Raw genomic sequence first — 26,478 nt, 5'->3', positions numbered from 1 at the left:
TAAAGATGATGTCACGCATCATGAAATTGATAGCCTTTATTGTCTTTATGTTTGTAATAGATTTTTCCCGTTGCGTGGACGCCATAGAGAATAGCTTCTCACATCTTAAAAGATGGTTAACAAAAAGTTAAATATCAAATCTCTCCTTTAAAAATATGATGAAACAAGAATTTACACAAACATTGTTTGCGTGGATGGGTGGTAAACACTATCTGCGTAAGAAAATTATACCGATTTTAAATAGTATTGACCATGAAACCTATGTTGAACCGTTTTTAGGCTCTGGTGTTATTTTCCTAAATAAAGGACCAGCAAAATATTCCGTTATTAATGATTTGAATGGAGAAATCACGAATCTGTTCCAATGTGTTCAAAATGACTTTGATGATTTAGCCAAACGACTAGAATGGTTTGTTTGTTCAAGACAGTTGTTTTTTGAACTTGCGGCGATTGAACCAGAAAGCCTTTCCAAAGTTGAAAGAGCCGCCCGTTTTTTGTTTCTCCAACGTTGTGTGATGTATGGAAAAAAAGATTATGTCTCTTTTGGCTTTGGAAGGAAAAAGCCTATAGCATTTAATCCCGATAAGCTGCTATCAAGGATGCGACGTGTTAGACAGAAGCTTCTTGATACAACGATCTTAAATTTGTCGTGGGAACGGGTTATCGAGCTATTTGATGCACCCGACAGTTTATTTTACCTAGACCCGCCTTATCTTGTGAAGAAGAAGTGTTACAGCTCTGGGAATTTTGTTGAAGATGATTTTGTGAGTATGGCAAAAGTTCTCAAAAGCATACAAGGCAAATTTGTCTTGAGTCTAAATGATTGTGATGCGGTTCGAGAGATCTTTAAGGATTTTGACTTTTTAGAATTAGAGACCCTTTGGACAGCAGGTACGGCAAAAAAACCACCCCGAAAAGAACTCTTGATTCGTAATAATTGAAGAAAATCATAAAAAGATTTGTTAGAATCAGAAGAAAATATTTCTTCTCTAATAGGACTTTTTATATGGTTACATCTTTTGGTAAAATTTTACGGAAACTTCGCATTGATCACTCCGAACGCCTTTTAGATATGGCTAAAAAATTAGACATATCTGTAGCATTTTTATCTTCTGTCGAGATTGGCAAAAAATCTGTTCCTGTAGGACTGGAGGAAAAGATAATTGAACTCTATGCTTTAGATCAAGAGGTAGCAGAAATTTTGAGAAGAGAATCGGATGCTTGTCGCAAAAGTTTTACAATCAAGACTTCTGATCCGTTGAGGCGTAAAACTGTTGGCATGTTTTTTAGAAATTTAAAAGATTTTTCACAAGAGGATTTAGAAGCATTCAAAACATTATTAGAGATGATTAGCGAAGCGCAAAGAAAAGAAAATGCTACTGTTGTAGACAAATGTTAGAAAATCCTATTCCCCAACTTTTATTTACGCGTCCCTCACAGTAAAAAACATATGGAAAATCAATAAGTTATTGTTGATATAAAATGCAATGGTGGGCGTGACAGGGATTGAACCTGTGACCCCTACGATGTCAACGTAGTGCTCTCCCGCTGAGCTACACGCCCATTCATTGATGTTGCATACACCATATAGAATGACAAACGTCAATGCTTAATTTCATTTCCTTTTTTATCAGACATGAATAATTTTAAAAATATCCTTTTAAGCAGCTATAAGAATCTTTTCAACCTCATTTACCAGATCACGTAAGTGAAATGGTTTAGAGAGTACTTTTGCATCAGGAGGGGCATCACTATTTGAATTGAGTGCAACCGCTGCAAAACCTGTAATAAACATTACGCGTAAATCAGGGTCAATTTCAGTAGCGCGTCGTGCGAGTTCGATGCCGTCCATCTCTGGCATCACAATGTCAGTAAGGAGAAGAGAAAAAGGTTCTTCTTGTAAACGTTCATATGCGCTAATGCCATTATCGAAGTCGGCGACTTCGTAGCCTGCACGTTCTAAGGCTTTGACTAGGAAGCGACGCATATCGTTATCATCTTCTGCGAGCAGGATTCGTTTCATGATTATGTTCCAATAGCTCCATTTGTCAGAGTTTTGCCGCATCAATTATACAATATAGAGTATTTATAAAAAAGATGGTAAAATGCTCATAATTGAAATGAATGGCAAAATGGTTAATTTTTACATTCTTATTCAGAATACAGCATATTCGTTGTGAGTTGGTTAAATTCGAAATGTATGTACTTTAAAAAAGGAGGGACTTGCAAAATATTTTAAGATAATTCATTGTTATTTTTTCTTTTAATTTTTTTCATTCTTAACAGAACTCCATTAAAAAACTTATAAAAATCATTACTGTAGAGACTACCTATATTAGAAAATTAGAAGAATATTATGTTAATTTGTTGTTTTAAAAAATTTCTATTACAAAATATATTTTTTATAGTTATTTGTATTTTATAGATATTTTAAAATAAATATTATGAACAGCGTTTTTTTAGAGTATTTTATTTAAATGGATAAAAACTGTTATTTTTATAGATATAATATAAAATAACAACTTAATAATAAATAAAAAACAGTATTTTGATGTTTTATTTATAAAGATGTATAATTTTTATTAAATCCGTTTATTTTATTTATTTTTATTTAAATTTATATTAATCATATAAAATATTTTTATTTATATAAGTATAATTTTATATATAATTATTTTTTATATTTTATAAATTATATTATTATTTAAATAATATCGTTTAATATAATGATATACTTTGTATATTAGGTATTTTTTAGAGGATGTAATGAATATTTAGCTCATGGCTTGCATGTAGAGTCTATAAAAAGAATCATGTGAGTTGTTAAAAGAGGCTATCTACTGTATCAAAGAAGTCTTTATAGATTGACGTTGCTCGTAGAAATTTTTGTTTTGATGGAGCAAGCGGAAGTGAAGGTCTCATGTTATTTTATAGATACATTATCGGGAATAAAAGCATCAAATGCAGCCCAAAATTGTTTTTTGTAATCTTCGTTAACCATAATTGTATCAAGTTCAGCGCCTGTAATAGTAATATTTTCTGTCAGACGTGTGTGTTGGCATAATTGCCGCACTTCAATATTGTTTGCAATATTTTTTTGATTGGCGAGAATAAAGAGTGTTGGGATTTGTAAATGCTCGTGAAGTAGATTTTTTTTCACAGAATCAATCGCATTAAATACCGATGCCATCCATAGGGATGTTGGGGGATTAATGGAAGGGTAGGGCACTTTTTGAGCGTGTTTTAATTGCATATTTTTTAGTTTTTTTTCATTTCTCGCTGGTATGAAGCCAAGACCTATATCAGAAAGAAATTGTGTTAACTTATGTTGAAAACCATTTGTTTTATTGCCGAATGGAGCAAAAAGGGGAGAAACACAGAGCAATTTATTAAACTGATGATTAATAAGATCTAATCCGCTCAGTGCTATCAATCCACCTATGCCATAGGCTAGCATAGAGTAAGGTGGCGGACAATTAGGATAAACAATATTTTTAAGAAATTCATATAAATCATTAATATCATTATTTATATCAAAATAATAATGTCGGCTTTGTTTTCTTGTTTTAAAGGATGTCTTTTCTTGATCAAACCAGTCAAATATTGCCGTATGAAAACCACGTTTAGAAATTTCATTTATTGGTAAAAAGTATTTTTCTAAAATATTTGCGTAGCTTTCGAGAATAACAATTGTTCCCTTAGATTTTTCTAATTCAGGATATGTTATCGCAAAATGAATCTCGCGATCTATTGCTATTTTAAAGGTGCTATGATGAATATTAGGAGGAGTAGATTCCCAGTCTATGCGATAAAAAGGCGTTTCCAATTGACATCCTTTACAGTAGTATTTCTGCAACTTAGTGCAACGTGAGATAATGAGATGACTTTGACTATTTATGTAATGAGGAAGAAGGATTAAGAAAGGGGTATGGTACTTTTTAGATAGTTTTTATCAATTCAGGTACAAAAGAGTTGAAATGAGGAAAAACAATTACCAGATAATATAGTGTGGTTGCCGTGAAGGGACCACTGGTTCACAAGTAAGTTTGCCATTTGGGAACTTTGTGAATCAATTATAAATTATAGTCGCTCTAGAGGAGGGCAATATTATGCGTCAAGTAGATTTTTCACCATTTTATCGTTCCACAGTAGGTTTTGATCATCTTTTTAACTGGTTTGATTCTAGAACACAACCAGACGAAGTTTCTTCTTATCCGCCTTATAATATCGAGCGTTTAACTGAAGATTCTTATAGAATTTCTATGGCTGTTGCTGGTTTTTCTCAAGATGAAATTGATATTGAAACGCATTGTAACCAGTTGATCGTTAAAGGAGACAGAAAGCCTGAAAATGATAATGAAGAACGAGAATTTCTTTATCGAGGTATTGCTTCGCGTGCTTTTGAACGGCGTTTTCATTTGGCTGATCATGTTAAAGTTATTGGAGCAGAACTTGGAGATGGGCTTCTTCATATTCAGCTTAAAAGGGAGATGCCAGCTGAATTAAAACCTAAAAAGATAACCGTACAGATGTCACCATCCATTACAAAAAATGATAATAGCAACAGTATCGCATAAAGAAAATTTAGAAAATATGAGATCGAATAATTATACATTTTTCTAAAGAATGAAATAACGCGAGACAAAAGGTCTCGCGTTTCGTATGTGTTTTCCTAAGAACGAAGCGCATTTAAATAAAACAGCTTATCTCGAATTTATGATAAAATATCATTGCACATTATTCTTTGTTGAAGAAAAAGTTCATGTGTGTGCAATTGAAATACATAATAATTCACTTTTTAAGTAAGCTTATTTTATAGCTTTTTAAAAATGGTCGGAGCGGCGGGATTTGAACCCACGACCCCTTGACCCCCAGTCAAGTGCGCTACCAAGCTGCGCTACGCTCCGAGTTCGTGTAAAACGATTAAATGACTGTTTCTTTAAAGGCAAGAGAAAAAATAAACAGAATAAAATCTAAAATGCTCTTGCACTTAGAGCTTTTGAAAAAAATTTGGACATCAATATTTTGTTGTTAATTCAAGATAAGTAACGAATCTATAAAATTCTTTGTGATCATTAAATTTTTAGTTCTATAGTTAATAGATGTATGCATTTAATTACTTTTGCAGATTATAAGGGGATAAGATTAGTGACTTTAGGGGTATGCATTAAAAGGAGGGGAGAAAATGAATGTGGGAGGTATATTTTTTCCTTACCTAATCGTTACTTTATCTAAAAAGATAAAGACTTTCAAAGGAAGAGAAGTGAATGTATGGTTTTGAAAAGTTTTCGTTTTTTTAGAGTTTTTATAGATGAGGTATTTTGCATTTTATGTGGATAAAAAATTGTAAGTTTTGGATTGTATAATCACAAGTCTCATTTTACGGGTATGTATTTTTATCCAAACAAACAAGGTCACAATGCTTTAATTTATGTTTTGTTTTTTTTCTAAAAGATCAGATAAAATATTATAGAGGAAAAACTTTCAAAGTGTCTATTGAACTAAGAAAAGAGTAAAGAATGAGCCGTTTTTCGGTAATAAATTTGACGCAAGCAGCAGTGGATCGTGTTAAAGCGATTATGGATGCAAAAGATGCACAGGGTATTCTTGTTGGTATCAAAAAAGGTGGTTGTGCAGGGATGGAGTATACAATTACTCTTGTCAAAGAAAAGGGGATAGATGCGGACGTTGTTGAAGTGAATGGTGCCCGTGTTTTTGTAGCACATGATGCGGTATTATTTTTATTAGGGACGCAGATGGATTATGAAGTGACAACGCTGCGGTCTGGTTTTGTCTTTAAAAATCCTAATCAAGTTTCAGCATGCGGGTGTGGAGAATCGGTGGAACTTCGTCCTGCTACGCAGGATCAATATAAAACAAATTGAGCTGAGCTAAATTATAATTTAGTAATTTTAGAGGGGCTTGTTCTTTTAGGTAGAAGAAATCTACTATTTTTTATTGTTCATTTTTAGCTTGCTTCCAAAGTGCTTCCATTTCCTTCAAAGATGCATCAATGAGTGTTTTAGATTGAGTGGATAGCTTTTCTTCAATATAGGCAAAACGATTTCGGAATTTTGTATTTGTTTTTTTTAATGCTTTTTGTGAATCAATCGCTAAGTGGCGTGCCAAATTGAGGAGAATAAAGTAGAGGTCTCCAAACTCTGCTTCTATTTCTGAAATTTTCTTATTTTTGATGGCTTCTTTGAGCTCTTCGAGTTCTTCTTCTATTTTTGCAAAAACTTTATCACTCTCTTGCCAATCAAAACCCACTTTCGCCGCTGCTTCTTGTAAAGCAAGCGCTTCTTGGTTTGCTGGCTGGATTGGTTTTACTTTTGCGAGTATGCTTGTGGAGGAATTGTTGTTTTTTTCTTCACACATTCTTTTTTGTTCAACCTGTTCTCTTTTTTTTATATATTCCCACTCTTCTTTTATAAATCCTCGTTTTTTTTGCTCAGCATTTCCAAAAACATGAGGATGGCGTCGAATCATTTTTTCCGTGATTGCATAAACAACATCTTCAAAAGTAAAGCTGCCTTCTTCTTGTGCTATGGTAGCATGATAGACAACTTGTAAAAGAAGATCCCCAAGTTCTTCACAGAGATCCTTTCGATTTTTTCGTTCAATGGCATCGATGACTTCGTAAACTTCTTCGAGCATATAGGGTATGAGGGATTCAAAAGTTTGTTTTTTATGCCAGATACAACCATTATCAGAGTTTCGTAATGCAGTGATAATTGCAGTGAGATCTTTGATATCTTTTGAGGCTAACATTTTGCACTTCCTTTGTAAGCAATAGAGCTTATGTTAGATGTCCCAACGTCTATGTAACCACATCCATTGTCCAGGATATTCACGAACCCAAGATTCAACAATATCATTTAATTTTTGCGTAGAAGCAGCTATATCGATATCATTTTTTTCATCACGTGGAAGTTCTACATGTTCATATAACTCTAAACGATGACGTCCACTAGGCAAACGAATACAACGTGCTGGATAAATATCACAGTTATATTGTCGAGCAAGTTTTATAATTAAGGGGTTTGTTTTAAGAGGTCTGTTAAAAAACGTCCCCATGACACCGCGGCGAAATTTTTGATCAACGAGCATACCAACATTTTCACCTTCTTCTAATTTGGCTGCTAATGCCCATGCTGCACCGGCCTTGGAGGGAACAAGATGTCCCATAGAAGTTTGTCGTGCTTTAAGGATTCGTTTGGCAACATAGGGATTATTGGGTGGTCTAAATAATACTGTAACATTAAGATCAAAACTTTGTGCGCAAATAGGCAGAAGTTCAAAATTTCCAGTATGTGCGGTGAAAAAAATATGTGGTTTTTTTTCATTTTTTAATCGCTCAAATATTTCAATGCCTTTAACCTCAATGAAACCTGGCTCGTCTGCATGAGGATCAAAATCAAAAATTTTATCAAGAAAAATATATTCGGCTAGGAAACGTCCTATATTTTCCCACATTTCTATTGCAATCACATGGAGTTCTTGCTCTGTTTTTTCTGGATATGCACTCCTAAGGTTTGCAAGTGTGATTTGATGACGATGTACAAGGGGACCAATTTTTTTTGCTAACCAAGCAAAAAAAGAAATTCCCATTTTGGCTGGAAAACATTTTAGAATAAATAAAGAACCAAAGAGCAGATATGCCCATAACAAGTAGGATATTTTTTTAGCTATAATTTTAATACGATATATGAGATTTTTAAGAGAAAGCTTCATCATGATTTAATCGATTTTAAGGATAATTTTACCAAAAACATCACGACTCTCCATTCGTTTTAAAGCTGTATCAATTTCATCCAGCCCAACAATTGTATCAATGACAGGGTGCACGGCTTTTTGTGCCATTTTTTGCATGGCATTGTTCATATTTTCCATACGGCAGCCAAATGAACCGAATATCTTAAGCTGTTGCTGGAATAATTGCATGAGATTTATTGGTGCTGAAACACCAGAGGTAGAACCGCAAGTCACTAAGCGTGCTCCTTTTTTCATACATAACAGAGAACCGTTCCATGTATCGACACCAACATGCTCAAAAACAACGTCAACACCTTTTTTTTGGGTTAATTTACGCACTACACCTTCAAAACGATCTTTACGATAATTAATCACATGATCTGCCCCAAGAGCGTGCGCTTTTGCAATTTTTTCATCTGAACCTACAGTTGTGATAACTGTACAGCCCATGTGTTTTGCAAGTTGAATGGCTGCAGAACCAATACCTGAGCCACCAGCCTGTACTAGGATTGTTTCTCCTGCTTGTAGTTTTGCGTTATCGAAAAGCATATGTTCTACGGTACCAAAAGTAATTGGAGCAACAGCTGCTTGCAATTCATCACATTGGAGAGGGGCTGGAACTAATAAACGTGCTGGCAAATTGACAAGCTCACACGCAAATCCATCAAGGTGAAAACCGTAGACTCCCTTTACATTACTGCAAAGATTATCCCGTCCTTCATGACAAGCTTGGCATATTCCGCAGGTTTGTGCACCATAAATTGAGACAATTTGTCCAAGTTGGAGATGTTCAACGCCATCTCCTATTTGTATAACCTCACCAGAGGCTTCAGCACCAATGATGAGTGGCATTTTTCTTTTCGCAAAGGCCATGCCACGCCATCCCCATACATCAATGTGATTAAGGGCAACAGCTTTTATCCGTACCGTTACTTCACCTAGGCTCGGTGGAGATGGCGAGGGAATATTGGTGATTTCAAGCCGACGTTCATCGAAGAGTTGCAGTGCACGCATTATTATCCCCCTTAAATATATTATTGGTTAGCGTTATAAAATTTTATTATTAAAGGATTATCCTTTATATGCTGTGATAACAAGACTCGTATTTTGACCACCAAATCCAAAAGAGTTTGACAAAACCGCATTAACACAGGCTTTACGGCTATGATGAGGAACAACATCTAAAGGGATAGCAGGGTCAGGATTATCGTAATTTATTGTCGGTGGAAGTATCCCCGATTGAATGGTTAAAAGCGAAAAAACGGCTTCTATTGCACCAGCAGCAGTTAATGTATGCCCAATCATTGATTTATTAGAAGAGACTGGAATATGCTCTAACTGATCACCGAAGACTGTTGATAACGCAAGATATTCCATTTTCTCATTTTCAGGTGTTGAGGTTCCATGTGCATTAATATAGTCAATTTCATTGATGGTTATTTGTGCATCGTCTAAGGCTTTACGAACGGATTCAATTGCTGGTGATGCATCAGGTTTTGAACGTGTACGGTGAAAATCATCGGCTGTTTCTCCACAGCCAGCTAAAATTCCTAAAACTGTAGCGTTACGGTTTAATGCGCTTTGAAGAGATTCAAGAACAAGAGCGCCTGAGCCTTCTGCCATAACAAAACCATCTCGATCACGGCTAAAGGGTTTTGCTGCTTTTTCTGGAGGCTCATTCTGAGTTGAAAGAGCAGATAGTAGCGAAAAACGAATAAGAGATTCTGCTGAAACTGACCCATCTGTCGCAATTATGAGAGCACGATTTGTCTCTCCCCGTCGAATAGACTCAACACCTAATTGAATTGCTGTTGCACCAGATGCACAGGCAGTGGAAAGTGTAACAGGAAGTCCTTTTGTACCGAATGTTTTTTGAAGTTTTTCTGCAATTGCACCAAATTGTGTGGTTTCAAAAAGCGTCTCATGGAGTTTATGCTTACAGACTTTAAGAAGATGTGCATAAGAAGGCTCATTATTGAATTCTTCCTCTTGATCAAGACTAAAACGTGCTTTCCATTCAAGTTCAACAGGAGGAGCAGCTAGAAAGAGTGGTCCATTAAAATTTGTTTTATCAATAGCAGCTTGTTTTAAAGCTTCTTCAGCAGAAAGATGCGCAAGCTTTTCAGAGAGAGCTGAAGCACCAAGCGTACTTTCTTTGAGGAAATCAATTGTTCCAGCAATATATGTATTTAATCCCTCAACGGGAAAACGTGTTATTTTGTGGATACCACTTACACCGTTTGTTAATTTTTGCCAATTTTCATGTTTCCCTTGTCCTAGTGATGTGACAATGCCTGCACCAGTTATTGCTACAAGTGGACGCCCAAAATGATCATGATATTTCACTATAGAAATTCCCCTTCAAACAGCTGTAAGACGTACGATACCTTCAGCTCTTTTTATACCAATAGTTGTCACAAATATTTCATGTACTTCTTTAAGAAAAGGTTTTTCATGAGGACTTAACGCTGGAAAACAGTGTTTTTTTTCAATTGCAAGTGCTGCAAGAGCAAGTGCTAGAGGAAATTGTGCTTCCCGCATATAGCCAAATAACGTTGTAATACCGCGATAAGATAGATTAGCATCATCAAGAGCATTTTGTTCTGCTTTTGTTGCTTCATGAGCACCAGAGGCTGCTGAAATGGCTAAGGCAGATTTAGTGCCCACAGTTTTTAACATTGTTGCAATTGATTCTCTAAGTGAAGTTTTGGTTCTATCTATTTGGTCTGTAACAATTTGACTAATTTCAGCATAAGCACGTGCGTTACGTTTTTTCGCATGTTCTCCACTTTCAAGAACGAAGAAAATACCACCAGAACCGGTTATAATACCGCCGCCAGGGTGAACTTTACGATCCCACACTGGGCTCCACCCATTATGAGTTAAAAGACCACCAAGCTCATGTGCTAACAACATATCATAACTTTGTGCATTATAGGAACTTCCTACAAGAGCATGGGTACTTTGTCCCGATTTAATACGGGCTACAGCAACTTGAAGTGCAGAAAGTCCACTACCTTCTTCTCCCATAAATGTGCGAGATGATCCAGTGACTTTATGAACAATTGAAATGTTTCCTGCCAGAAGGTTTGAAAGTTGTGCCAAAAATAATGTTGGACGAAGTTCGGTTGCAAGAGCAACATTTAACATAGAGGCATGATCGACGACTGCGCGCGCTTTAGAAAGGATTTGTGTATCAACAGTAATATCACGCTCTCCTCCACTTGCTGCTACGATCATATCCATTGTTGAAGTGAATTGCTCATTATTTTTCATACCGGCGTCATCAAGAGCAAGACCAGCCGCATAAGTACCAAGACGTTGCCATGTTCCCATTTGCCGTTGATCACTTTTTTTAGGAATTTGTAAACTCCAATCAACTTCGGGCAATTTATGAACTGTGTAGGGCGAAAAAGTTGTATAGTCTAGGTTTGGTTGACGGGCTGGATCATTTAAGAGATTCCAATGTTGATCAGTTCCTTCTCCCAGAGAGCTTATGAGTCCTATACCAGTGATGAATACAGATTGATCATGCATGATGAAAAAAATTACTCCGCCTGTTTTAAGGCAACGAGATCATCAATTTTTGCACAAAGGTTTTTAAGAACAAAGTATTCTTCCGTTGCAACTGTACCTTCGTTGACTTCTTGCGTCCATTGTTCTAGTGGAACTTTTATTCCGAAAGCTTTATCAATAGCGAAAACAATATCAAGAAAATCAAGACTATCAATTCCCAAATCGTCAATTGTATGACTTTCAGGTGTAATTATATTGCGATCAATTTCACTGATTTCTGCAATAATATCAGCAACTTTATCAAACGTAGCAGACAATACACGGATTCCTTATTATAGAGTTAGTAAATTCAAAATACATTTAATACTGTTCTTCTAGCCTTTTTTCTCTTTAAAAAAAAGCCTTAATCCAGAATATAACTGTCTTTTCTATAGAGAAAAGAGGTTTACAGTACATGAAATACTATATCTCAATATTTAAAAAACTTTGAAATTTTATTGCGCATTTATTTTACGAGACTATTTTTTCTATTGGCAGCAAGGACAGCAAGGGCTGTTATATTAACAACTCCCCGTGAAGTTACTGAAGGCGTTAAGATATGGGCGGGACGTGCTGCCCCGATTAGAATAGGACCAACATGGAGTGCATTTGTAAGGCTTTTAACAGTGTTGAGCGTGATATTGGCTGAATCAAGTGTTGGAAAGACAAGTAAATTAGCTTCACTTTTAAGACGAGAATCAGGGAAAACACGATCACGAAAAACTTTGGAAAGGGCAGCATCAGCATGCATTTCACCATCTGCTTCTAAATCAGGGTGTAATTTGGCAAGAATTTCTGTTGCACGTCGCATTTTACGCGCACTTTCTGTGTTTTTAGAACCAAAGTTTGAGTGTGATAATAAGGCTGCTTTTGGTGTTATTCCAAATGCTTCAACTTCTTGAGCTGCCAACACAGTCATTTCAGCGATTTCTTCTGCAGAAGGATTTTCATTGACGTAAGTATCTGTGAGGAAAAGAGTACGTTGTTGAGAGATAAGCAAACTCATAGCAGAAAAACGGTGAACATGAGGATCAAGACCGATAATTTGTTCAATCAATTCAAGTTGACGTTCAAAACGTCCTTCTAAGCCGCAAATCATCGCGTCTGCTTCTTCACGCATGACGGCGAGGGCAGCAATGGCCGTTGTTGATGTTCTTACTACTGTTTTTGCCATTTCAGGCGTAACACCACGTCTTCCTGTATAATGAAAAAATAAATTAACATAATCACGAAAACGTGGATCATCTTCAGGGTTTGTTAATTCAAAATCTATACCAGGACGAATTCTCAAACCAAAGCGTTTTAATCTTGCTTCTACGACATGTGGACGACCGATAAGGAGAGGTGTTGCCGTTTGTTCTTCAATGACAATTTGTGCTGCACGAAGGACGCGTTCATCTTCACCATTCGCATAAATGACGCGTTTACGTTTTGCTGTTTTTGCTGCAGCAAAAACAGGTTTCATTGTTAAACCAGAAAGAAAGACAAATCGATTGAGGATATCATAATAGGCTTCCATATCTTCAATGGGACGAACGGCGACACCTGTTGCCATTGCTGCTTTAGCAACAGCAGGAGCAATACGCAGTATTAAACGCGGATCAAAAGGAGAGGGGATCAAATAGTCTGGACCAAAACTCGGGGGTTCTTTTGAGTATGCGCGTGCCACAACATCTGAAGTTTCTTCACGTGCAAGGGCAGCAATCGCATGAACAGCAGCCATTTTCATTTCTTCATTAATTGCAGTAGCACCTACGTCTAATGCACCACGGAAGATATAGGGAAAACACAGTACATTATTAACTTGATTGGGATAATCAGAGCGCCCTGTACAGATCATTGCATCTGGCCGCACGGAGCGTGCTTCTTCGGGCATAATTTCTGGTACTGGATTAGCCAGCGCTAAAATGAGTGGATTTTGAGCCATTCTTTTAAGATATTCAGGCTTTAACACACCACCCGCAGATAAGCCCAGAAAAATATCTGTATTATCAATAATATCAGATAAAGTTCGTGCGTCTGTTTTTTGTGCGTAATTGTCTTTCCAACGATCCATAAGGGTCTTGCGACCTTCATAAACAACACCTTCTAAGTCACTAAGCCAAATATTTTCAACTTTTGCCCCAAGACGGACCAAAAGATTAATACAAGCTAGGGCCGCAGCGCCTGCACCTGAGGTAATTATTTTTGCATTTTCAATTTTTTTTCCTGAAAGATTTAAGGCATTTAATACAGCCGCAGAAACAATAATAGCAGTTCCATGTTGGTCATCATGAAAAACTGGAATATTCATCTTAGCGCGCAGTTTTTCTTCGATTTCAAAACATTCAGGAGCCTTGATGTCTTCAAGATTGATACCACCAAATGTAGGTTCTAAAGTCGATACCGTTTGTACCATTTGTTCTATATCGGATGCATCAATTTCAATATCAAAAACATCAATATTCGCAAATTTTTTGAATAAAACGGCTTTACCTTCCATAACTGGCTTTGAAGCAAGTGGGCCAATATTTCCTAAACCAAGAACAGCAGTTCCATTGGATATAACAGCAACTAAATTAGAACGGGAGGTATATTGAGCAGCAAGATTAGGATCTTCATGAATTGCAAGACATGGTGCAGCAACACCTGGAGAATAAGCAAGAGCTAAATCACGTTGGTTATCAAGAGGTTTTGTTGCTTGTATTTCCAATTTTCCAGGTTTAGGGTACTGGTGATAAAAAAGTGCGGCACTGTCAAGTTCAGCTTTTTGTGAACTGAAATTACTATTTCGTTCTCTAGACATTTTTATGATATCCAAGTTAGTGTATGTTTATACTGAGCGTTCCATCTACGATAAGGTTTTGTCTACTATAGATCCTCATTTCTCTGCATATCAAAATGCATGGGCATGAGTAAATTCTCCTGGATCGTAAAACCAATTTGATGCTTCTTTTTGTTTGTGCGCGTAAATAATTTTGTTGATAGCAGCACGTTTGTTTTTCTTTCCTTAATAAAACACGTAAAAATTAATTAGTTTACAAAAAAATGAAATATTTCTTAATGCTTACATTACCAAGTCATTATTTTTTTTGCAATGCTTACAAAATAAGGAAAACACAGAAGAGCTTTTCCTATTAATTTCATCCATTTTTTATAAAATATATATTTTATTTAAAATTCTATACGTAGGTAAAAGAAGTTTTAAACAACAATTTAAAAGTTATAAATTTTTTATTCAAATATTTTAAAGGTAGTTGAAACGTTAAGAAGAGAAATTGTGTTGTTTATTGTTCAATAGAATTTCTAATAGTGAAAGCTTTATTTTTTATATACTGATAAGTATATGTTTTAAGCAACGAAGATGTCGCAGAAATAGCTGTAATTGCGCATTCTATACATGAAGTTCATATATTCCATATAACGCTTTTCTTTATAATTTATAATGAATCATCTTGTATATTGGATGAGAAATTTGAATACAATAAAATCCATTCATTTCAAATTCACCTAATATAACAAAAATATTGACTTACATATTTCAAGGAAGAGCAATATGTGAGTAAAAAATCTTTAAGAAAGGAATAAAAATGTTTCTTATGAATTGTTTTCATAAAAACGCATGAAAAAACATTGAGAGGTAGCAAATAAAATAATATTGTTAGAGCTTTATGTTTTTATGAAACTATGAAAAAAAAGATTAAGAGAAGAATAAAGAAGTAGGAAATATGTTTTATTATTCTTAGAATGTTATGCTGTTTGATAAGTTATTATGCTTCTTTAGGATTATCGTCTAGGATATCAAAGAAAATCGCATGCCAATTATCCCAGCCTTTGAAAGCTACAGTTGAAAGCAAAGTACTCTATGATGAGCCATTAAAACAACTGGAGAGAGAAAGTGGAAAAAATATTTTTCTCCACTTTTCTTATTTGTTTATTGAATACGGCCACTTGCATGAGCAAGCATGGTATAAACTTTTCCGGTATCTGATATCAGGTATTTGCGCACTGAGTTGGAAGAACTAGAACTGCGCGATATATCACGTAAGAGCTTTTCGAAATCTGTAACATATTGATTCACTGAACGTTTAAACTCAAAATCGCTCATATATTTTTTCTTAATCATTTCAAATATTGTTTTTCCATTCAAGGTGTAAAGACGTTCTGTTACAATGTTTTTTTGTCCACGTTGATAATGATCCCATAGCTCAACAATGGCATTATGATTAATCGCTTGCACTATACCAGATGCTAATGAGTTAAGAGAGGTGTTTGCAGGACGTGGTTTTGTTTGCACAGACGTTAAAACAGCATCACTAGGGGCGTCATAAAATGTTTCTTCACGTGAAGCTCTTTCTAAGAGATTCGATACCCATTTATTTGGTCTTTTTTTGCTTTGATCTTGTTGCAAAACAGGTTTAGGTGGTACGATCTTTTTAATGGTTTCAGGGGAACTATCACTTCTTTGATTAAACATTGATGATGTAGGAAATGCCGATATCAGCTGTTTTTGCAAATCCTTTTGATCATTTTGTATAACACTGACTAAATCTTGTAACGCTGTAATCTGTTCATTCAAAGCTGTGCGAATTGTTTGCGTTGTTTCTTTTGTTTTTTCTGGAAGTTTTTTTACATTTTCATTGATATCATTATTAATCTTTGAGAGCTCTAAACGAACTTCATCAGCGGAGCGACGTATATTTTCTGCTGCTTCTGAAAAACGCGTTGATGCTTCACTAACAAGTCCATTAAGTGATTGTTGGAATGAATTTGTGGAGTTACGCGCATTCTTATCAGAGCGTTCAAGTGCTAAGTTGAAGATTTTTTCATAATGCTCAATCATTTGATTAATTTCATGAGACTTTGAAACAAGTGCATCACTTAATACAGAAAGCGTATTATGTTTTTCTTCAAGTGTTGCACTAAGTGAATTTTCAGACTGTTCAAGAACGTGAATAGTTTGGGTGAGTGTTTTTGCATGTTCACCAAAACTGCTTGTTATATGATTAATTTGTTCAAAGGTATTCTCTGAGAGTCCTTGCAGAATTTCAACATTATTGTTGAGTGCTTGATTTGAGGCTGTTAAACGCTCTGCTACTTGGTTTGTATTACGGAAAAAATTATTCGTCGTTTCACTAAACTGACCATCAATATTTTGAACAGCTGATAATAAAACATTACTATTTTCGTGAAAATTGTAAATTGATTGATTCAACTGTTTTAAGATGGATGAGACATTATTAACAAGCTCTTCCTTCATCGCTGTTACTGTTTGAAGTGTTTCGGAGTTAGCTTTGGTCAAGCTATTCACTAAAGATTCATTATGTGCATAAATTCTTTGTTCAGCATTTTGTGTAGAGAGAGAGAGTTGTTCACCGATATGCTGTGTTAAAGAATCAATAGATTCTGTCGTATTTTGCGCTGCTTGATTTAAGTAATTTGTCAGCTCTGTTATTTTTCCAACATGTTCTGAAACTTGTGTCGCTGTTTGATTTCCAGCATCTTCCAGACGGCTCGTGACATCAGAAAGCTGATGTCCTAAATTATTTTTAAGATTTTGCATAGAGTGATGAAGAACATCACAGCGTTCATTAAGAACTTGTTCTATTGCTGTTGTTGATGTGTGAATAGTTTCATTCAATAATGCTTGTGCATTATGACTGGCTGTTGCGAAAGCTTCGACAGTATGCGCTGTTTGTTCAGACAGAACGGACAGAACTTTTTCACTGGTATCATAAACAGTTTTTTTGACATTTGATACAATGCGATTGCCTGATTCTGAGAGAATATTTTCTGCTTGGGCAGTAACATTTGTAACAGATGAAAGAATTTGTTCACTCGTAGAAGAAAGAATATCAGAAGCTTTTATAATCTTATTATGCAGGTTATCTGTAACTGTATTAACAGAGTCTTCTAAAGTTACACGCATATTGTCAACACTGCTTTCCAGCGCTTGTTGAATTATCTGACTTTGCTCATTATTAAGCATGAGAGACGTTTTTAACGTGTCAGAACGTTCCTCAATAACAGATGTTTGCATATCAATGGCTTCACAGATTTGGCTAAACTTTTCAGATAATGTTTCCTCTAGCGTTGTTGTCCGTTCAAAAATTTTGTGTGCACGATCTTCTAGATCTGTATCGAATGATTCCATACGTGTTTCAAGGGTTTCAAAGAAAACTCCACTCGATTGAGAGAGGGTATTCTTTAAAATTTCGGCATGGCTTTCAAGGTTTTTGATATGATCTTGAACCGTTTCAGTAATGTTTTTATTATTGGCAACAATTGCACTCTCAACTAAATCTATTTGTTGTTTCAATGCAACATCAACACGTATATCACTTTTTGCAATGAGGTTATGGATTGTTTCCATGCGTTGCTCAAGTGTGCGTGCTTGATCGGCAAGAACTTCATTGAGAGAAAAACTATTAATCGCTAAAGAATCGCGCAGAGCATCGGCACGGATATCAATATTTCTCGCTTGTGCTTCTAAAGCATCTTGGGTTGTATTACAGCTTTGTACAATGACGTCTTGTAGCTTTTCAGTGCATTGAATGATGTTTGTAATATGATTTTCAGCTTGTTTATCAACAACTTGAACATTATCAGCCAAAACTTTTTCAATATGAGAAGTATTTTGGGACAAAACATCAATTTGATTTCTTAATGTATCTGCAATTTTATTCTTCTCGTTATCGAGCATGTCTGCCATAAGAGCTCGTTGATCAGAAAGTTGTACTTTAAAATCTTGTGAACGTTCTTGTATGATATCAACAATGGCATTGTCGACATATTGAATTTCTTCTCTCAGACTTTCTTTACTTTTATCAATTGCAGAAAGAATAGCTTCACGTCCATTTGTAAATGCATGGGTAATGTCTGCTGTTTTTTCTTGGAGGTTTTCATTTATTTTCAAGACATGAGATTCCAAGAAGTTACCAAGTTTTTCAGCATTATCCTCTAAAGCCTGACTGCGTTCTATAAAGGAATCAATAATGGAATCACTATGTTCTTTAAGAGAAAGATCAACAGTTGCTAAACGTTGTTCAAAGGCTCCAATTGCTTGCGAGGTTACGTTATCAAATTTAGAAGAGAGTTTATGTGCTTGGTCGTCGAGCTTTAAGATCTTCTCATCAAAATTCTGTAGAGATTGATTATTACGATCAATAAGAGCTTTATCCAAGGCTTTAAACTTTTCATCGACAGCGTGCAAAGTTTGATCTGTTACTGCTTGTATATGTGTTGCAATTTTAGCAACATGTACTTCCGCTTTTTCAGCTGTTTCATTAAAGGTTTTTTCTATTTGTTTTTCATTATGATCAAATCGTTTTGCAAAACCATCGAAGTTTTTTCCTAATTCATGAAAGAATTCTGTGTTTTTCTGCTGAATTTGTGTTGTTGTTTTGTTAAACTTTTCAACAAGCTGATTTGTTACGCCATCACTGGCGTAGGAAAGTTTTTCAACAAGGTCTTCACCTTGTTTTTGTAAAGTTTGAGAAAGGGTTTGTGCAAGTTTTTCAACGTTGGTTACAATGTTAGAGGTAACCAAACCAAATTCATCACTCAGTTGTTCTTGGGTTCCTTTAATTGTTGATTGTACGCGATCTGCGTGATTCAAAATGGCGATGCGTTCATTACTCAATTCTTTGATTAATGTATGGATACGTGATTCATTCTCAGCATAGGCTTGTTCTAAATTGTGAACTTCACCTTGTATGATCGCTTCAAGTTCAACAGCACGTCCGAGGGTACGTTCAATACCTTCGTTCATTGCTGCTACTTCTTCACGAATGGTTTGCCCTATAGCAATAGCTTGTTTTTCAGATAGATGTTGTGGTTCACTAAGGCGCTGTGCAGCATTGGTCATAAGAAGAGCAATATTATGCAAGTCGTTTGAGCGTTTTGTTAATTGAGCAACGCCCCAAGATATAAGGATAGGAATTGCTGTTCCAGCTGCTACAGCAAGGCCTGTTGGGGATGTAACAAAAGTGCTGATATTGGATAAGGAGCTGAGTCCGGTAGGTGCAAGCTTATGCGCAATAAAAGCTCCTCCAGTTGCCCATAAAGCACTAAGCGCTGTTGTATACCAGTAGACTCGAGAGGAAGAACGCTGCTTTAATGGTCCAAAATTTACAGGGGTTGTTATATCATCATTTGCAGGAAGAAGTTTTGTAGACAACAATGTATTATGAACAGTTCCACCTGAAATATCAGGTGAAGGTTTTGGAGAAAAAAGCTGTTCAACAACGGATTTATCAATAACAGCTTCATCATGAATATTAGAAACAAAAGTTGACGTACCGTTTTCAGCAAAAAATTCTTGTTCTGCCATTGCAATTTTTTGAATCAGATCATCGACATTAACAACATTTTCAGAATTATTGGATGATATTGTTTCAAATCCTGTGTTATCGAAATCAAAGTCCATAGCTTTTGTGAGGGCTTCTTCAACTTCAACTTCAAATGTTTGCAATTTTGTTCTGCGTGCCATACTCGCCTCGTACTCTTACAGACGGAAAAGGGATACGTCCTCTTCCACATAATTTCTACATACTAGCTGTTAATTATTTAGAAAGGAATATGCTTAGGGAAAAATTTTGAAAACTTATCAAGATAAAGTTAACGCAGTTTCTTATACCCTGTTTAAAAGTGCTATAAAATGTAACAAAAACAATTTATTATTTGACTCTAATAAAAACAAAAATACTGTTTACAACTTGTGTTTATAAAAAGCTTTATAAATCTATTATTTTTAAGATAAGATGATTTAATGGCGTATATATGGCATATATAATGTTAAAAAAACAGTGAGGTGCGAATGCCTCTTTTTAAATATCGATGATTGTTAATAAATGCTGTTGTTTGCTTACTTTTATTGATTCGAAACAAAGGAGATTTATCATCACAGATATAGCCTGTAATGGCTTAGTATAAATTTTTGCTTTTTAATTGTAAGCTCATAAAAAAGTAAACGTGGAAAAATTTTTAATTTAATATAGCTTTTCGTAAGTTGTACTTTATTATTGCCTTAAAGAGCCGTTTTTTCTCTAATTTCAGTTGTTTGTTGCTGAATTTTGAAGCTTCTACGTTGACAATTGGATATTTTTCAGTCGATATGCATGCACAAATATTTTATGCAATCTAGATAAAGGTGTAAGAATAATGGCAGAGCGATCACAACACCTGCAAGATGTGTTTTTAAATACGGTGCGTAAGCAAAAAATTTCCCTTACAATTTTTCTTGTCAATGGCGTTAAACTCACGGGAATTGTAACTTCATTTGATAATTTTTGTGTTCTTTTGCGCCGAGATGGACACGCGCAATTGGTTTATAAGCATGCTATTTCTACGATTATGCCTGGACAACCTGTACAGATGTTTGAGGGTGAAAGTCCTGAGTAAATATATCATTTAAAGATAGACCTCTTATCCCATTTTAAAAGTACTTAGATTGCTATGATAAATGAAAATGAGAGATTAGGAGGGGTGTTTTCGCAGAATACAGGACAAGTGCGTGCACTTGTTTTGATACCAATTTTTCAAGAAAATAGAAGTGAAAGCTCTTTGAGAGAGTGTTCTATATCTTCTCGTGTTAAAGAATCATTGGGGTTAGCGCGTGCTATAAGGTTAGAAGTTGTTAATTATGAAACGATTAATATTGCAACGCCTCGCTCTGCGACTTTCTTTGGAAAAGGTAAAATAGATGCGTTAACCTGTTATATAGATGAATATTCTATTGAGCTTGCAATTGTAGATCACTTTTTAACGCCAGTACAGCAGCGTAATTTAGAAAAGTTATGGAATTGCAAAGTTATCGATAGAACGGCTTTGATTCTTGAAATTTTTGGTGATCGTGCACGAACAAAAGAAGGGGTTTTGCAAGTAGAATTGGCGCATTTATCCTATCAAAAAGGGCGGCTTGTGCGTAGTTGGACGCACTTGGAAAGGCAACGGGGAGGGCGTGGCTTCCTAGGTGGACCTGGTGAAACTCAAATTGAAGCAGACAGGCGCCTTTTGCAAGGAAAAATTGTTCGTATTCGCCGCGAATTGGAAACGGTTATTAAAACACGTGCTCTTCATAGAGCAAAAAGAAAAAAAACATCTTATCCTGTTGTGGCACTGGTGGGATATACGAATACAGGAAAATCGACACTCTTTAACCGTTTAAGCGGTGCAGATGTTTTAGCAAAGAATATGTTATTTGCAACGCTTGATCCGACTTTGCGCAAAGTTGTGCTTCCCCATGGAAAAACTATTCTTTTGTCTGATACTGTAGGGTTTATTTCTAACTTGCCAACGAATTTGATTGCAGCTTTTAGAGCAACCCTTGAAGAAGTGGTTGAAGCGGATCTCATTCTTCATGTAAGAGATATGTCAGATCTTGATCATCGTGCACATGCCCAAGATGTTTTAGAAGTGCTTTCAAGTCTTGATATCGATATTGATGATACGGAGCATATCATAGAAGTCTGGAATAAGATTGATATGTTGGATGAGCAAGCATTGAATGTTTTACAAGCAAGCGCAAAAACACGATTAAATCCTGCTCTCATGGTATCAGCACTTAAGGGGGATGGACTCGATCAATTATTAAGAGCCATTGAAAAGCGAATTTTTGGAGATGTGCAAAGCATTGAATATCTTTTACAACCTCATGAAATGTCGCTTATTGATTGGTTTTATGAAAACTCTGCGGAAATAGTGCAAGAAGGGCATGATGATGGGTCTATTACCATTAGAGCGGTTGTTACTTCTGAAGCAAAAAAACAACTAGAGAGCCTCAAAAAAAATATGGATTAAGTTCTTTAAAGCTATTGTTGAACATTTGTGCTTAAATTTTATATTTTTATTATCTCAAAATAATATGACAGCAAGTTAAGAGGATAGTTACTACTTTCTCTTAATAAAACAATATGAAGAAGTATTTTGCTGGTTAAAATAAAGATGAGTCTTACATGTAATAAAAGACTGTTCGTATGTACAGTATGGCGAAACATTTTGATTGTTTTGCTATTACAAATCCTGTGTGTATCTTTGATTTGGTTGTATTATTTTGTCCAGCCCCGTGGTTACCAAGCAACTTTAACATTTTCATTATCTGATTCTGTAGGAAAGCCATTACCAACTGAAAAGCAAGACAATGTTATCGGCTTTTTGTTTTCACAGCCTATATTCTCAAATGATTCGCATTTTTCTTTAAGCGCTTCCTATAAGAAAAAAAATCGGGAAAATATTCGTTTATCGCGTCATGGTGATCTTATCAATCTTACTTTTGAAGCTGAGACACTTGAAGCAGCTCAACATGGGTTGGAAACTTGGTTTTCCGCATTTTCACAAGCAATCATAAAACAGAAACAATCCTTATTAAGTGATAAATCAGAAGACCAACAATATGATGATACTGCGATCGTTAATATTGTACAGGGATTTCGTGCATCTGTTGATTCTTTTATTCAGCGTGGTGTAAAACAAACAGAGCTTCATGATCTTTCGATGCAATTAACGCAAGCAACTTTAAAGCGTATTCATTTAACAAGTTTGAATTCAATGATTAACATGATGCGTGAAAGTGGGCAGTCTTTATTGTCTTTATCGTTTATTGCAGGCAATTCAGCAATTGTTTCTCTTGAATCTAAACGTGATCTTTTGGAAACGCAAAGAGCACATATGGCGGCGCAATTGGGGTGGACTCATCCTCAAATTAAGGCAATGACTGCGGAATTAGAGGCGGTTTCTCATCAATTAAAAAATAAAATTTTACAGATTGTTTATCAAGTTCATTCAGATGAGGTTATTGCAACGGAATTAGAAAAACAGCTTCAAAAAAGGGTGAGTTTTTTTGTAAAAGATCAATCCCAATCTTTGAATGAAATATTTAACGAGTTTGAAAATAAAATAAAAGCAGCAGTTGATGCCCAAAATGAAGCGATGAGCAAGTCTGCTCAACGAAGAGAAAAAATTGTTGATTCATATCCGAGATTGAGTGATGATCCTCTTCTCTTACAAAATACAAATATCCACGTGGTTATGCCAACAACGTTAGCACCAATTTCTTTTATGGCTCTTTATGGAAAAAATATTCTTGTGAGTGCATTGGCCAGCTTCCTTACTCTTTTGCTAGGAATATTGTTATTTTATCCGTGCTTTAGAAGCAAAAAAGACCAACTCTCAGAAGAGGGGTTGAGATCAAAAGAAAATGCTCTTAAGGAAACTGAGAGTATTTCAGTTTCTCAAGAAACAAAAGGTCTTGAAGCTTTTATTACAATAGAGGGATTATCTGATGTTTTGAAATGGCGTGCTTCAACCATTATTTCAATCATTGGACCAGAGGCAGCACGGACAGCGGCAAAACTTTCACTTCATCTCACAAAAGAGAACAAAACAATTTTGTTAGTCGATATTTCTGGTCAACAAATAGAGAAAGTCATTGGTCCACATCGTGGGCTGAGTGATGTTTTAACGGGCAATGCCCAGTTGCATGATGTTATTTACCGTGATTATGATACGGGGGTTGATATTCTCCCCCAGGGATTAACAAGCGCTGTTTCTGCACAAGATTTTTCAAATGATATTTCTCATATATTACAAGAATTTAAAAAAGAATATGATTTTATCATCCTAGAGATGGCAAGTGAACCCAAATATGGATTTGAGCAATTTGCAGAGCTAACAGATTATTATATTTGTAATACTGTTCTTAATGAACAGGATTGGATGATGCGGATGGTAAGATGCTTTCCAAAGACTGTTTATCGCGTTGTTGCATCATAAGCTTCGTAAAAAAGAAATATGTATCACATGTTATAGTGGTACGCTTGTTTTTTGCTAAAGTTGTAGTACATACTAAAATAGATAACAGAGTTAATGTTTAAATTTTAAAATGCATTTTAGTTGGAGAGAAGCGTGGGGCAATCAGAGATGGCAGTAAAGGAATTAAACAATAGCATTTTAACGCCCGTGCAAAAGAAAAATAGAAAACAAATACAGGTGTGGCTTTACTCTATTTTATTGCTTTGTTTAGCAATTGTCTTAGTGGGGGGCGCTACTCGTTTGACGGGATCAGGATTATCTATAACGGAATGGAAGCCAATACATGGCGTTATTCCACCGATTGGTGTGGATCAATGGCAAGAGGAATTTTTAAAATATCAACAGATAGCACAGTATAAGCTGCTTAATCCTGATATGACTTTAAGTGCTTTTAAGGTCATTTTTTGGTGGGAGTGGGCGCATCGTGTTCTTGGGCGTCTTGTTGGTCTTGTCGCTTTATTGGGGCTCATTTGGTTTTGGGCAACTAAACGTGTTGAAAAAAATATCTTACTCCCGATTATTGTTGTGCCTATTCTTATCGCCTTTCAAGGCTTTATTGGTTGGTGGATGGTTGCTTCAGGGATTGGACAAAGTAATTTAACAAGTGTGAGCCAATATCGTTTGGCATTTCATCTTATAACGGCATGTTTTGTGATTATTTTTGTTACTTATTTATCTCGAGGGCTTGCAGAATATTCAGAAAAACCAGCAAATAAAAAGGTGCAATATTTTGCGGCATGGCTCGTTATTCTCGTCTTGATAGAGATTTATTGGGGTGCTTTGGTTGCAGGGCTTCATGCTGGAAAAGTCTATAATACATGGCCCCTTATGGATGGTCAGATTATTCCTGATGGATTGTTACAGCATCGTCCTGTTTGGCTCAATTTATTCGAAAATCCCTTAACGGTTCAGTTTATTCATAGATTTTTTGCTTATTTTTTATTGTTTGCCTCAGCTATTCATGCTTTCTATGTACAAAAAAATGTTCCCCGTTCAACCCACTCTCGTCGTGCATTTCTTATCTGTGTTATGATTATTATCCAAGCACTTTTAGGTATTTTGACACTATTACATGAGGTTCCGATAAGTTTGGGGCTCATTCATCAAAGTATGGCATTAGTCGTGTTGTGTTTTGTTGTTGCGCATTGGCGAGCAACAAAAGGGGCATATTGTGCTGTTGAATAAAAGCTTGTATCTAGGTGGAGTTTAGTTGCTTGAAAGCATTAAATCAAGGTTTTGGACAGCAGCAGCTGATGCGCCTTTTCCTAAATTATCGAATATGGCGCTGAGATTAAAAATGCCTTCACGATCATTTCCAAATACGAACAGTTTCATACCATCTTTATTGGCTAAACATTCTGGATTAAGTCTTTGAAGTGAAGCAGTTTCTTCTTGTGATGCAACTAAAATGGTATTTTGTCCATCGTAATGGTTTGCGAGAATTTCGCGCAAATCAGAACAGTTTGCTGATTTTGTGAATAAATGGCGATGCAGAGGAAGATTCACAATCATTCCCTGAGGGAAACGACCCACACTTGGTATAAAAACTGGGGTTTGATTGATTTGTCCATAGATCTTGATTTCTGGCACATGTTTGTGTTCAAGATTAAGACCATAGATAAAATAATTTTCCTGAATATTTTTTTGAGATTGATTTTCCATTTGTAAAATCAACTGTTTTCCACCTCCGGTATAGCCGGAGATTGCATTAATCGAGATGGGATAATAGGCGTCTAGCAGTCCTGCTTCACGGAGTGGGCGAATCAAACTAATGGCACCGGTAGGATAGCATCCGGGATTGGTTACATAATGTGCCGTTTGGATGCGCTTTCTTTGTCCAGCTGTCATTTCAGGAAATCCGTAAACCCAGTCTGGTGCAACACGGTGGGCTGTCGAGCTATCAATAATCCTAATGTTTTTATTTTTTTTAAGCCAATGAACTGTTTCGCGAGCAGCATCATCTGGAAGACACAAAATAGCAATATCAGCTTGATTAAGATAGTCTTGTCGCAGATGAACATTATGGCGATCTTTATGAGAAAGAGAGAGTAGTTTTAAATCTGTACGCCTTTCTAAGCGTTTTTGTATTTGTAGTCCGGTTGTGCCGTGTTCACCATCAATAAAAACTTTGGTTAGCATTCTTATTTGCCTTCGTATTAACTTTTCCTACTATATTCAGCTTTTCAAAATATAAATTATTTTTAATCATTAAATTATTGAATTTCTTTAGATTATAGATTTTTTTTGAAAAAGGTGTAAATAAATTAAGAGTGTAAAAGAAGAAATGTAATCTTATTTTTTACCATTCTTGAGAGGAAAGTTTTTCGCTGTTTTTATAACAAAGAATAAGATAAATATTTTCCTCATTATTTTTGAGTG

At 35.7% G+C, this 26,478-nt stretch carries 19 protein-coding genes and 2 tRNA genes; 8 read left to right on the top strand and 13 right to left on the bottom strand.

The genetic code is table 11. The features are described 5' to 3' along the window. Positions 1–155: 155 nt before the first annotated feature. Positions 156–941: a DNA adenine methylase gene (locus ACFILW_RS07325; protein ID WP_375685434.1), complete on the top strand. Its 786-nt coding sequence runs from the start codon at positions 156–158 to the stop codon at positions 939–941. Positions 942–1,006: 65 nt separating this feature from the next. Beyond that, positions 1,007–1,399 (top strand): helix-turn-helix domain-containing protein, encoded by a 393-nt coding sequence (locus tag ACFILW_RS07320; RefSeq protein WP_375685433.1) that lies wholly within the window; start codon positions 1,007–1,009, stop codon positions 1,397–1,399. A gap of 89 nt (positions 1,400–1,488) precedes the next feature. Here the strand turns inward: ACFILW_RS07320 and ACFILW_RS07315 are convergent. The 3 genes from ACFILW_RS07315 to ACFILW_RS07305 form a co-directional block, all read right to left on the bottom strand. Further along, a tRNA-Val gene (locus ACFILW_RS07315) sits at positions 1,489–1,563 on the bottom strand. A gap of 97 nt (positions 1,564–1,660) precedes the next feature. Further along, positions 1,661–2,023, bottom strand: a complete 363-nt coding sequence (gene cpdR / locus ACFILW_RS07310) for a cell cycle two-component system response regulator CpdR (RefSeq protein ID WP_375622424.1) — start codon at positions 2,021–2,023, stop codon at positions 1,661–1,663. Positions 2,024–2,923: 900 nt separating this feature from the next. Next, positions 2,924–3,826, bottom strand: coding sequence for a serine aminopeptidase domain-containing protein (locus ACFILW_RS07305; protein ID WP_375685432.1), 903 nt, complete (start codon positions 3,824–3,826; stop codon positions 2,924–2,926). 283 nt (positions 3,827–4,109) lie between these two features. Between ACFILW_RS07305 and ACFILW_RS07300 the strand changes: the two genes are divergently transcribed. Further along, positions 4,110–4,577 (top strand): Hsp20 family protein, encoded by a 468-nt coding sequence (locus ACFILW_RS07300; RefSeq protein WP_375622426.1) that lies wholly within the window; start codon positions 4,110–4,112, stop codon positions 4,575–4,577. A gap of 253 nt (positions 4,578–4,830) precedes the next feature. Here ACFILW_RS07300 and ACFILW_RS07295 read toward each other — a convergent pair. After that, positions 4,831–4,907 (bottom strand) — tRNA-Pro (locus tag ACFILW_RS07295). 612 nt (positions 4,908–5,519) lie between these two features. On the opposite strand from ACFILW_RS07295, the gene ACFILW_RS07290 reads away from it, so the two are divergent. After that, entirely contained in the window at positions 5,520–5,885 is a 366-nt protein-coding gene (locus ACFILW_RS07290; RefSeq protein WP_375618518.1) for an iron-sulfur cluster assembly accessory protein, read from the top strand. A gap of 70 nt (positions 5,886–5,955) precedes the next feature. On the opposite strand, the gene mazG is transcribed toward ACFILW_RS07290, so the two are convergent. The 8 genes from mazG to ACFILW_RS07250 all read right to left on the bottom strand — a co-directional run bounded on the left by mazG (position 5,956) and on the right by ACFILW_RS07250 (position 19,780). After that, positions 5,956–6,771, bottom strand: a complete 816-nt coding sequence (gene mazG / locus ACFILW_RS07285) for a nucleoside triphosphate pyrophosphohydrolase (RefSeq protein ID WP_375622427.1) — start codon at positions 6,769–6,771, stop codon at positions 5,956–5,958. A 33-nt stretch (positions 6,772–6,804) separates the two neighbouring features. Next, positions 6,805–7,734 (bottom strand): lipid A biosynthesis lauroyl acyltransferase, encoded by a 930-nt coding sequence (locus ACFILW_RS07280; RefSeq protein WP_375645872.1) that lies wholly within the window; start codon positions 7,732–7,734, stop codon positions 6,805–6,807. Between the two features lie 6 nt (positions 7,735–7,740). Beyond that, positions 7,741–8,769 (bottom strand): zinc-binding dehydrogenase, encoded by a 1,029-nt coding sequence (locus ACFILW_RS07275; protein WP_375622428.1) that lies wholly within the window; start codon positions 8,767–8,769, stop codon positions 7,741–7,743. A gap of 57 nt (positions 8,770–8,826) precedes the next feature. Then, entirely contained in the window at positions 8,827–10,101 is a 1,275-nt protein-coding gene (locus ACFILW_RS07270; RefSeq protein ID WP_375622429.1) for a beta-ketoacyl-ACP synthase, read from the bottom strand. Between the two features lie 15 nt (positions 10,102–10,116). Further along, on the bottom strand, positions 10,117–11,292 hold the full coding sequence (locus ACFILW_RS07265; protein ID WP_375622430.1) for a beta-ketoacyl-ACP synthase: 1,176 nt from the start codon (positions 11,290–11,292) through the stop codon (positions 10,117–10,119). An 11-nt stretch (positions 11,293–11,303) separates the two neighbouring features. Beyond that, positions 11,304–11,588, bottom strand: coding sequence for an acyl carrier protein (locus ACFILW_RS07260; protein ID WP_375613069.1), 285 nt, complete (start codon positions 11,586–11,588; stop codon positions 11,304–11,306). A 188-nt stretch (positions 11,589–11,776) separates the two neighbouring features. Next, positions 11,777–14,095, bottom strand: coding sequence for an NADP-dependent malic enzyme (locus ACFILW_RS07255; RefSeq protein WP_375622431.1), 2,319 nt, complete (start codon positions 14,093–14,095; stop codon positions 11,777–11,779). 1,128 nt (positions 14,096–15,223) lie between these two features. Continuing rightward, positions 15,224–19,780 (bottom strand): hypothetical protein, encoded by a 4,557-nt coding sequence (locus ACFILW_RS07250; protein WP_375685431.1) that lies wholly within the window; start codon positions 19,778–19,780, stop codon positions 15,224–15,226. Positions 19,781–20,451: 671 nt separating this feature from the next. On the opposite strand from ACFILW_RS07250, the gene hfq reads away from it, so the two are divergent. From hfq to ACFILW_RS07230, 4 genes are all read left to right on the top strand, one after another. Next, entirely contained in the window at positions 20,452–20,691 is a 240-nt protein-coding gene (hfq, locus tag ACFILW_RS07245) for an RNA chaperone Hfq (RefSeq protein ID WP_005773461.1), read from the top strand. Positions 20,692–20,745: 54 nt separating this feature from the next. Next, the gene (hflX, locus tag ACFILW_RS07240; protein ID WP_375622433.1) at positions 20,746–22,089 is read left to right on the top strand and encodes a GTPase HflX; all 1,344 of its coding nucleotides are present in this window, start codon (positions 20,746–20,748) and stop codon (positions 22,087–22,089) included. A 144-nt stretch (positions 22,090–22,233) separates the two neighbouring features. Continuing rightward, positions 22,234–24,060, top strand: a complete 1,827-nt coding sequence (locus ACFILW_RS07235) for a hypothetical protein (RefSeq protein ID WP_375622434.1) — start codon at positions 22,234–22,236, stop codon at positions 24,058–24,060. A 147-nt stretch (positions 24,061–24,207) separates the two neighbouring features. Further along, complete coding sequence (locus tag ACFILW_RS07230) at positions 24,208–25,284, top strand: COX15/CtaA family protein (protein ID WP_375622435.1); 1,077 nt, start codon at positions 24,208–24,210, stop codon at positions 25,282–25,284. A 21-nt stretch (positions 25,285–25,305) separates the two neighbouring features. On the opposite strand, the gene argC is transcribed toward ACFILW_RS07230, so the two are convergent. Then, positions 25,306–26,238 (bottom strand): N-acetyl-gamma-glutamyl-phosphate reductase, encoded by a 933-nt coding sequence (gene argC, locus ACFILW_RS07225; RefSeq protein ID WP_375622437.1) that lies wholly within the window; start codon positions 26,236–26,238, stop codon positions 25,306–25,308. Positions 26,239–26,478: the final 240 nt, after the last annotated feature.

The sequence above is a fragment of the Bartonella sp. TT110JLCBS genome, from assembly GCF_042193405.1.
Lineage (GTDB): Bacteria > Pseudomonadota > Alphaproteobacteria > Rhizobiales > Rhizobiaceae > Bartonella.
Note: the sequence above shows the minus strand (reverse complement) of the source record. Positions and strands in the feature narration are given on the sequence as shown.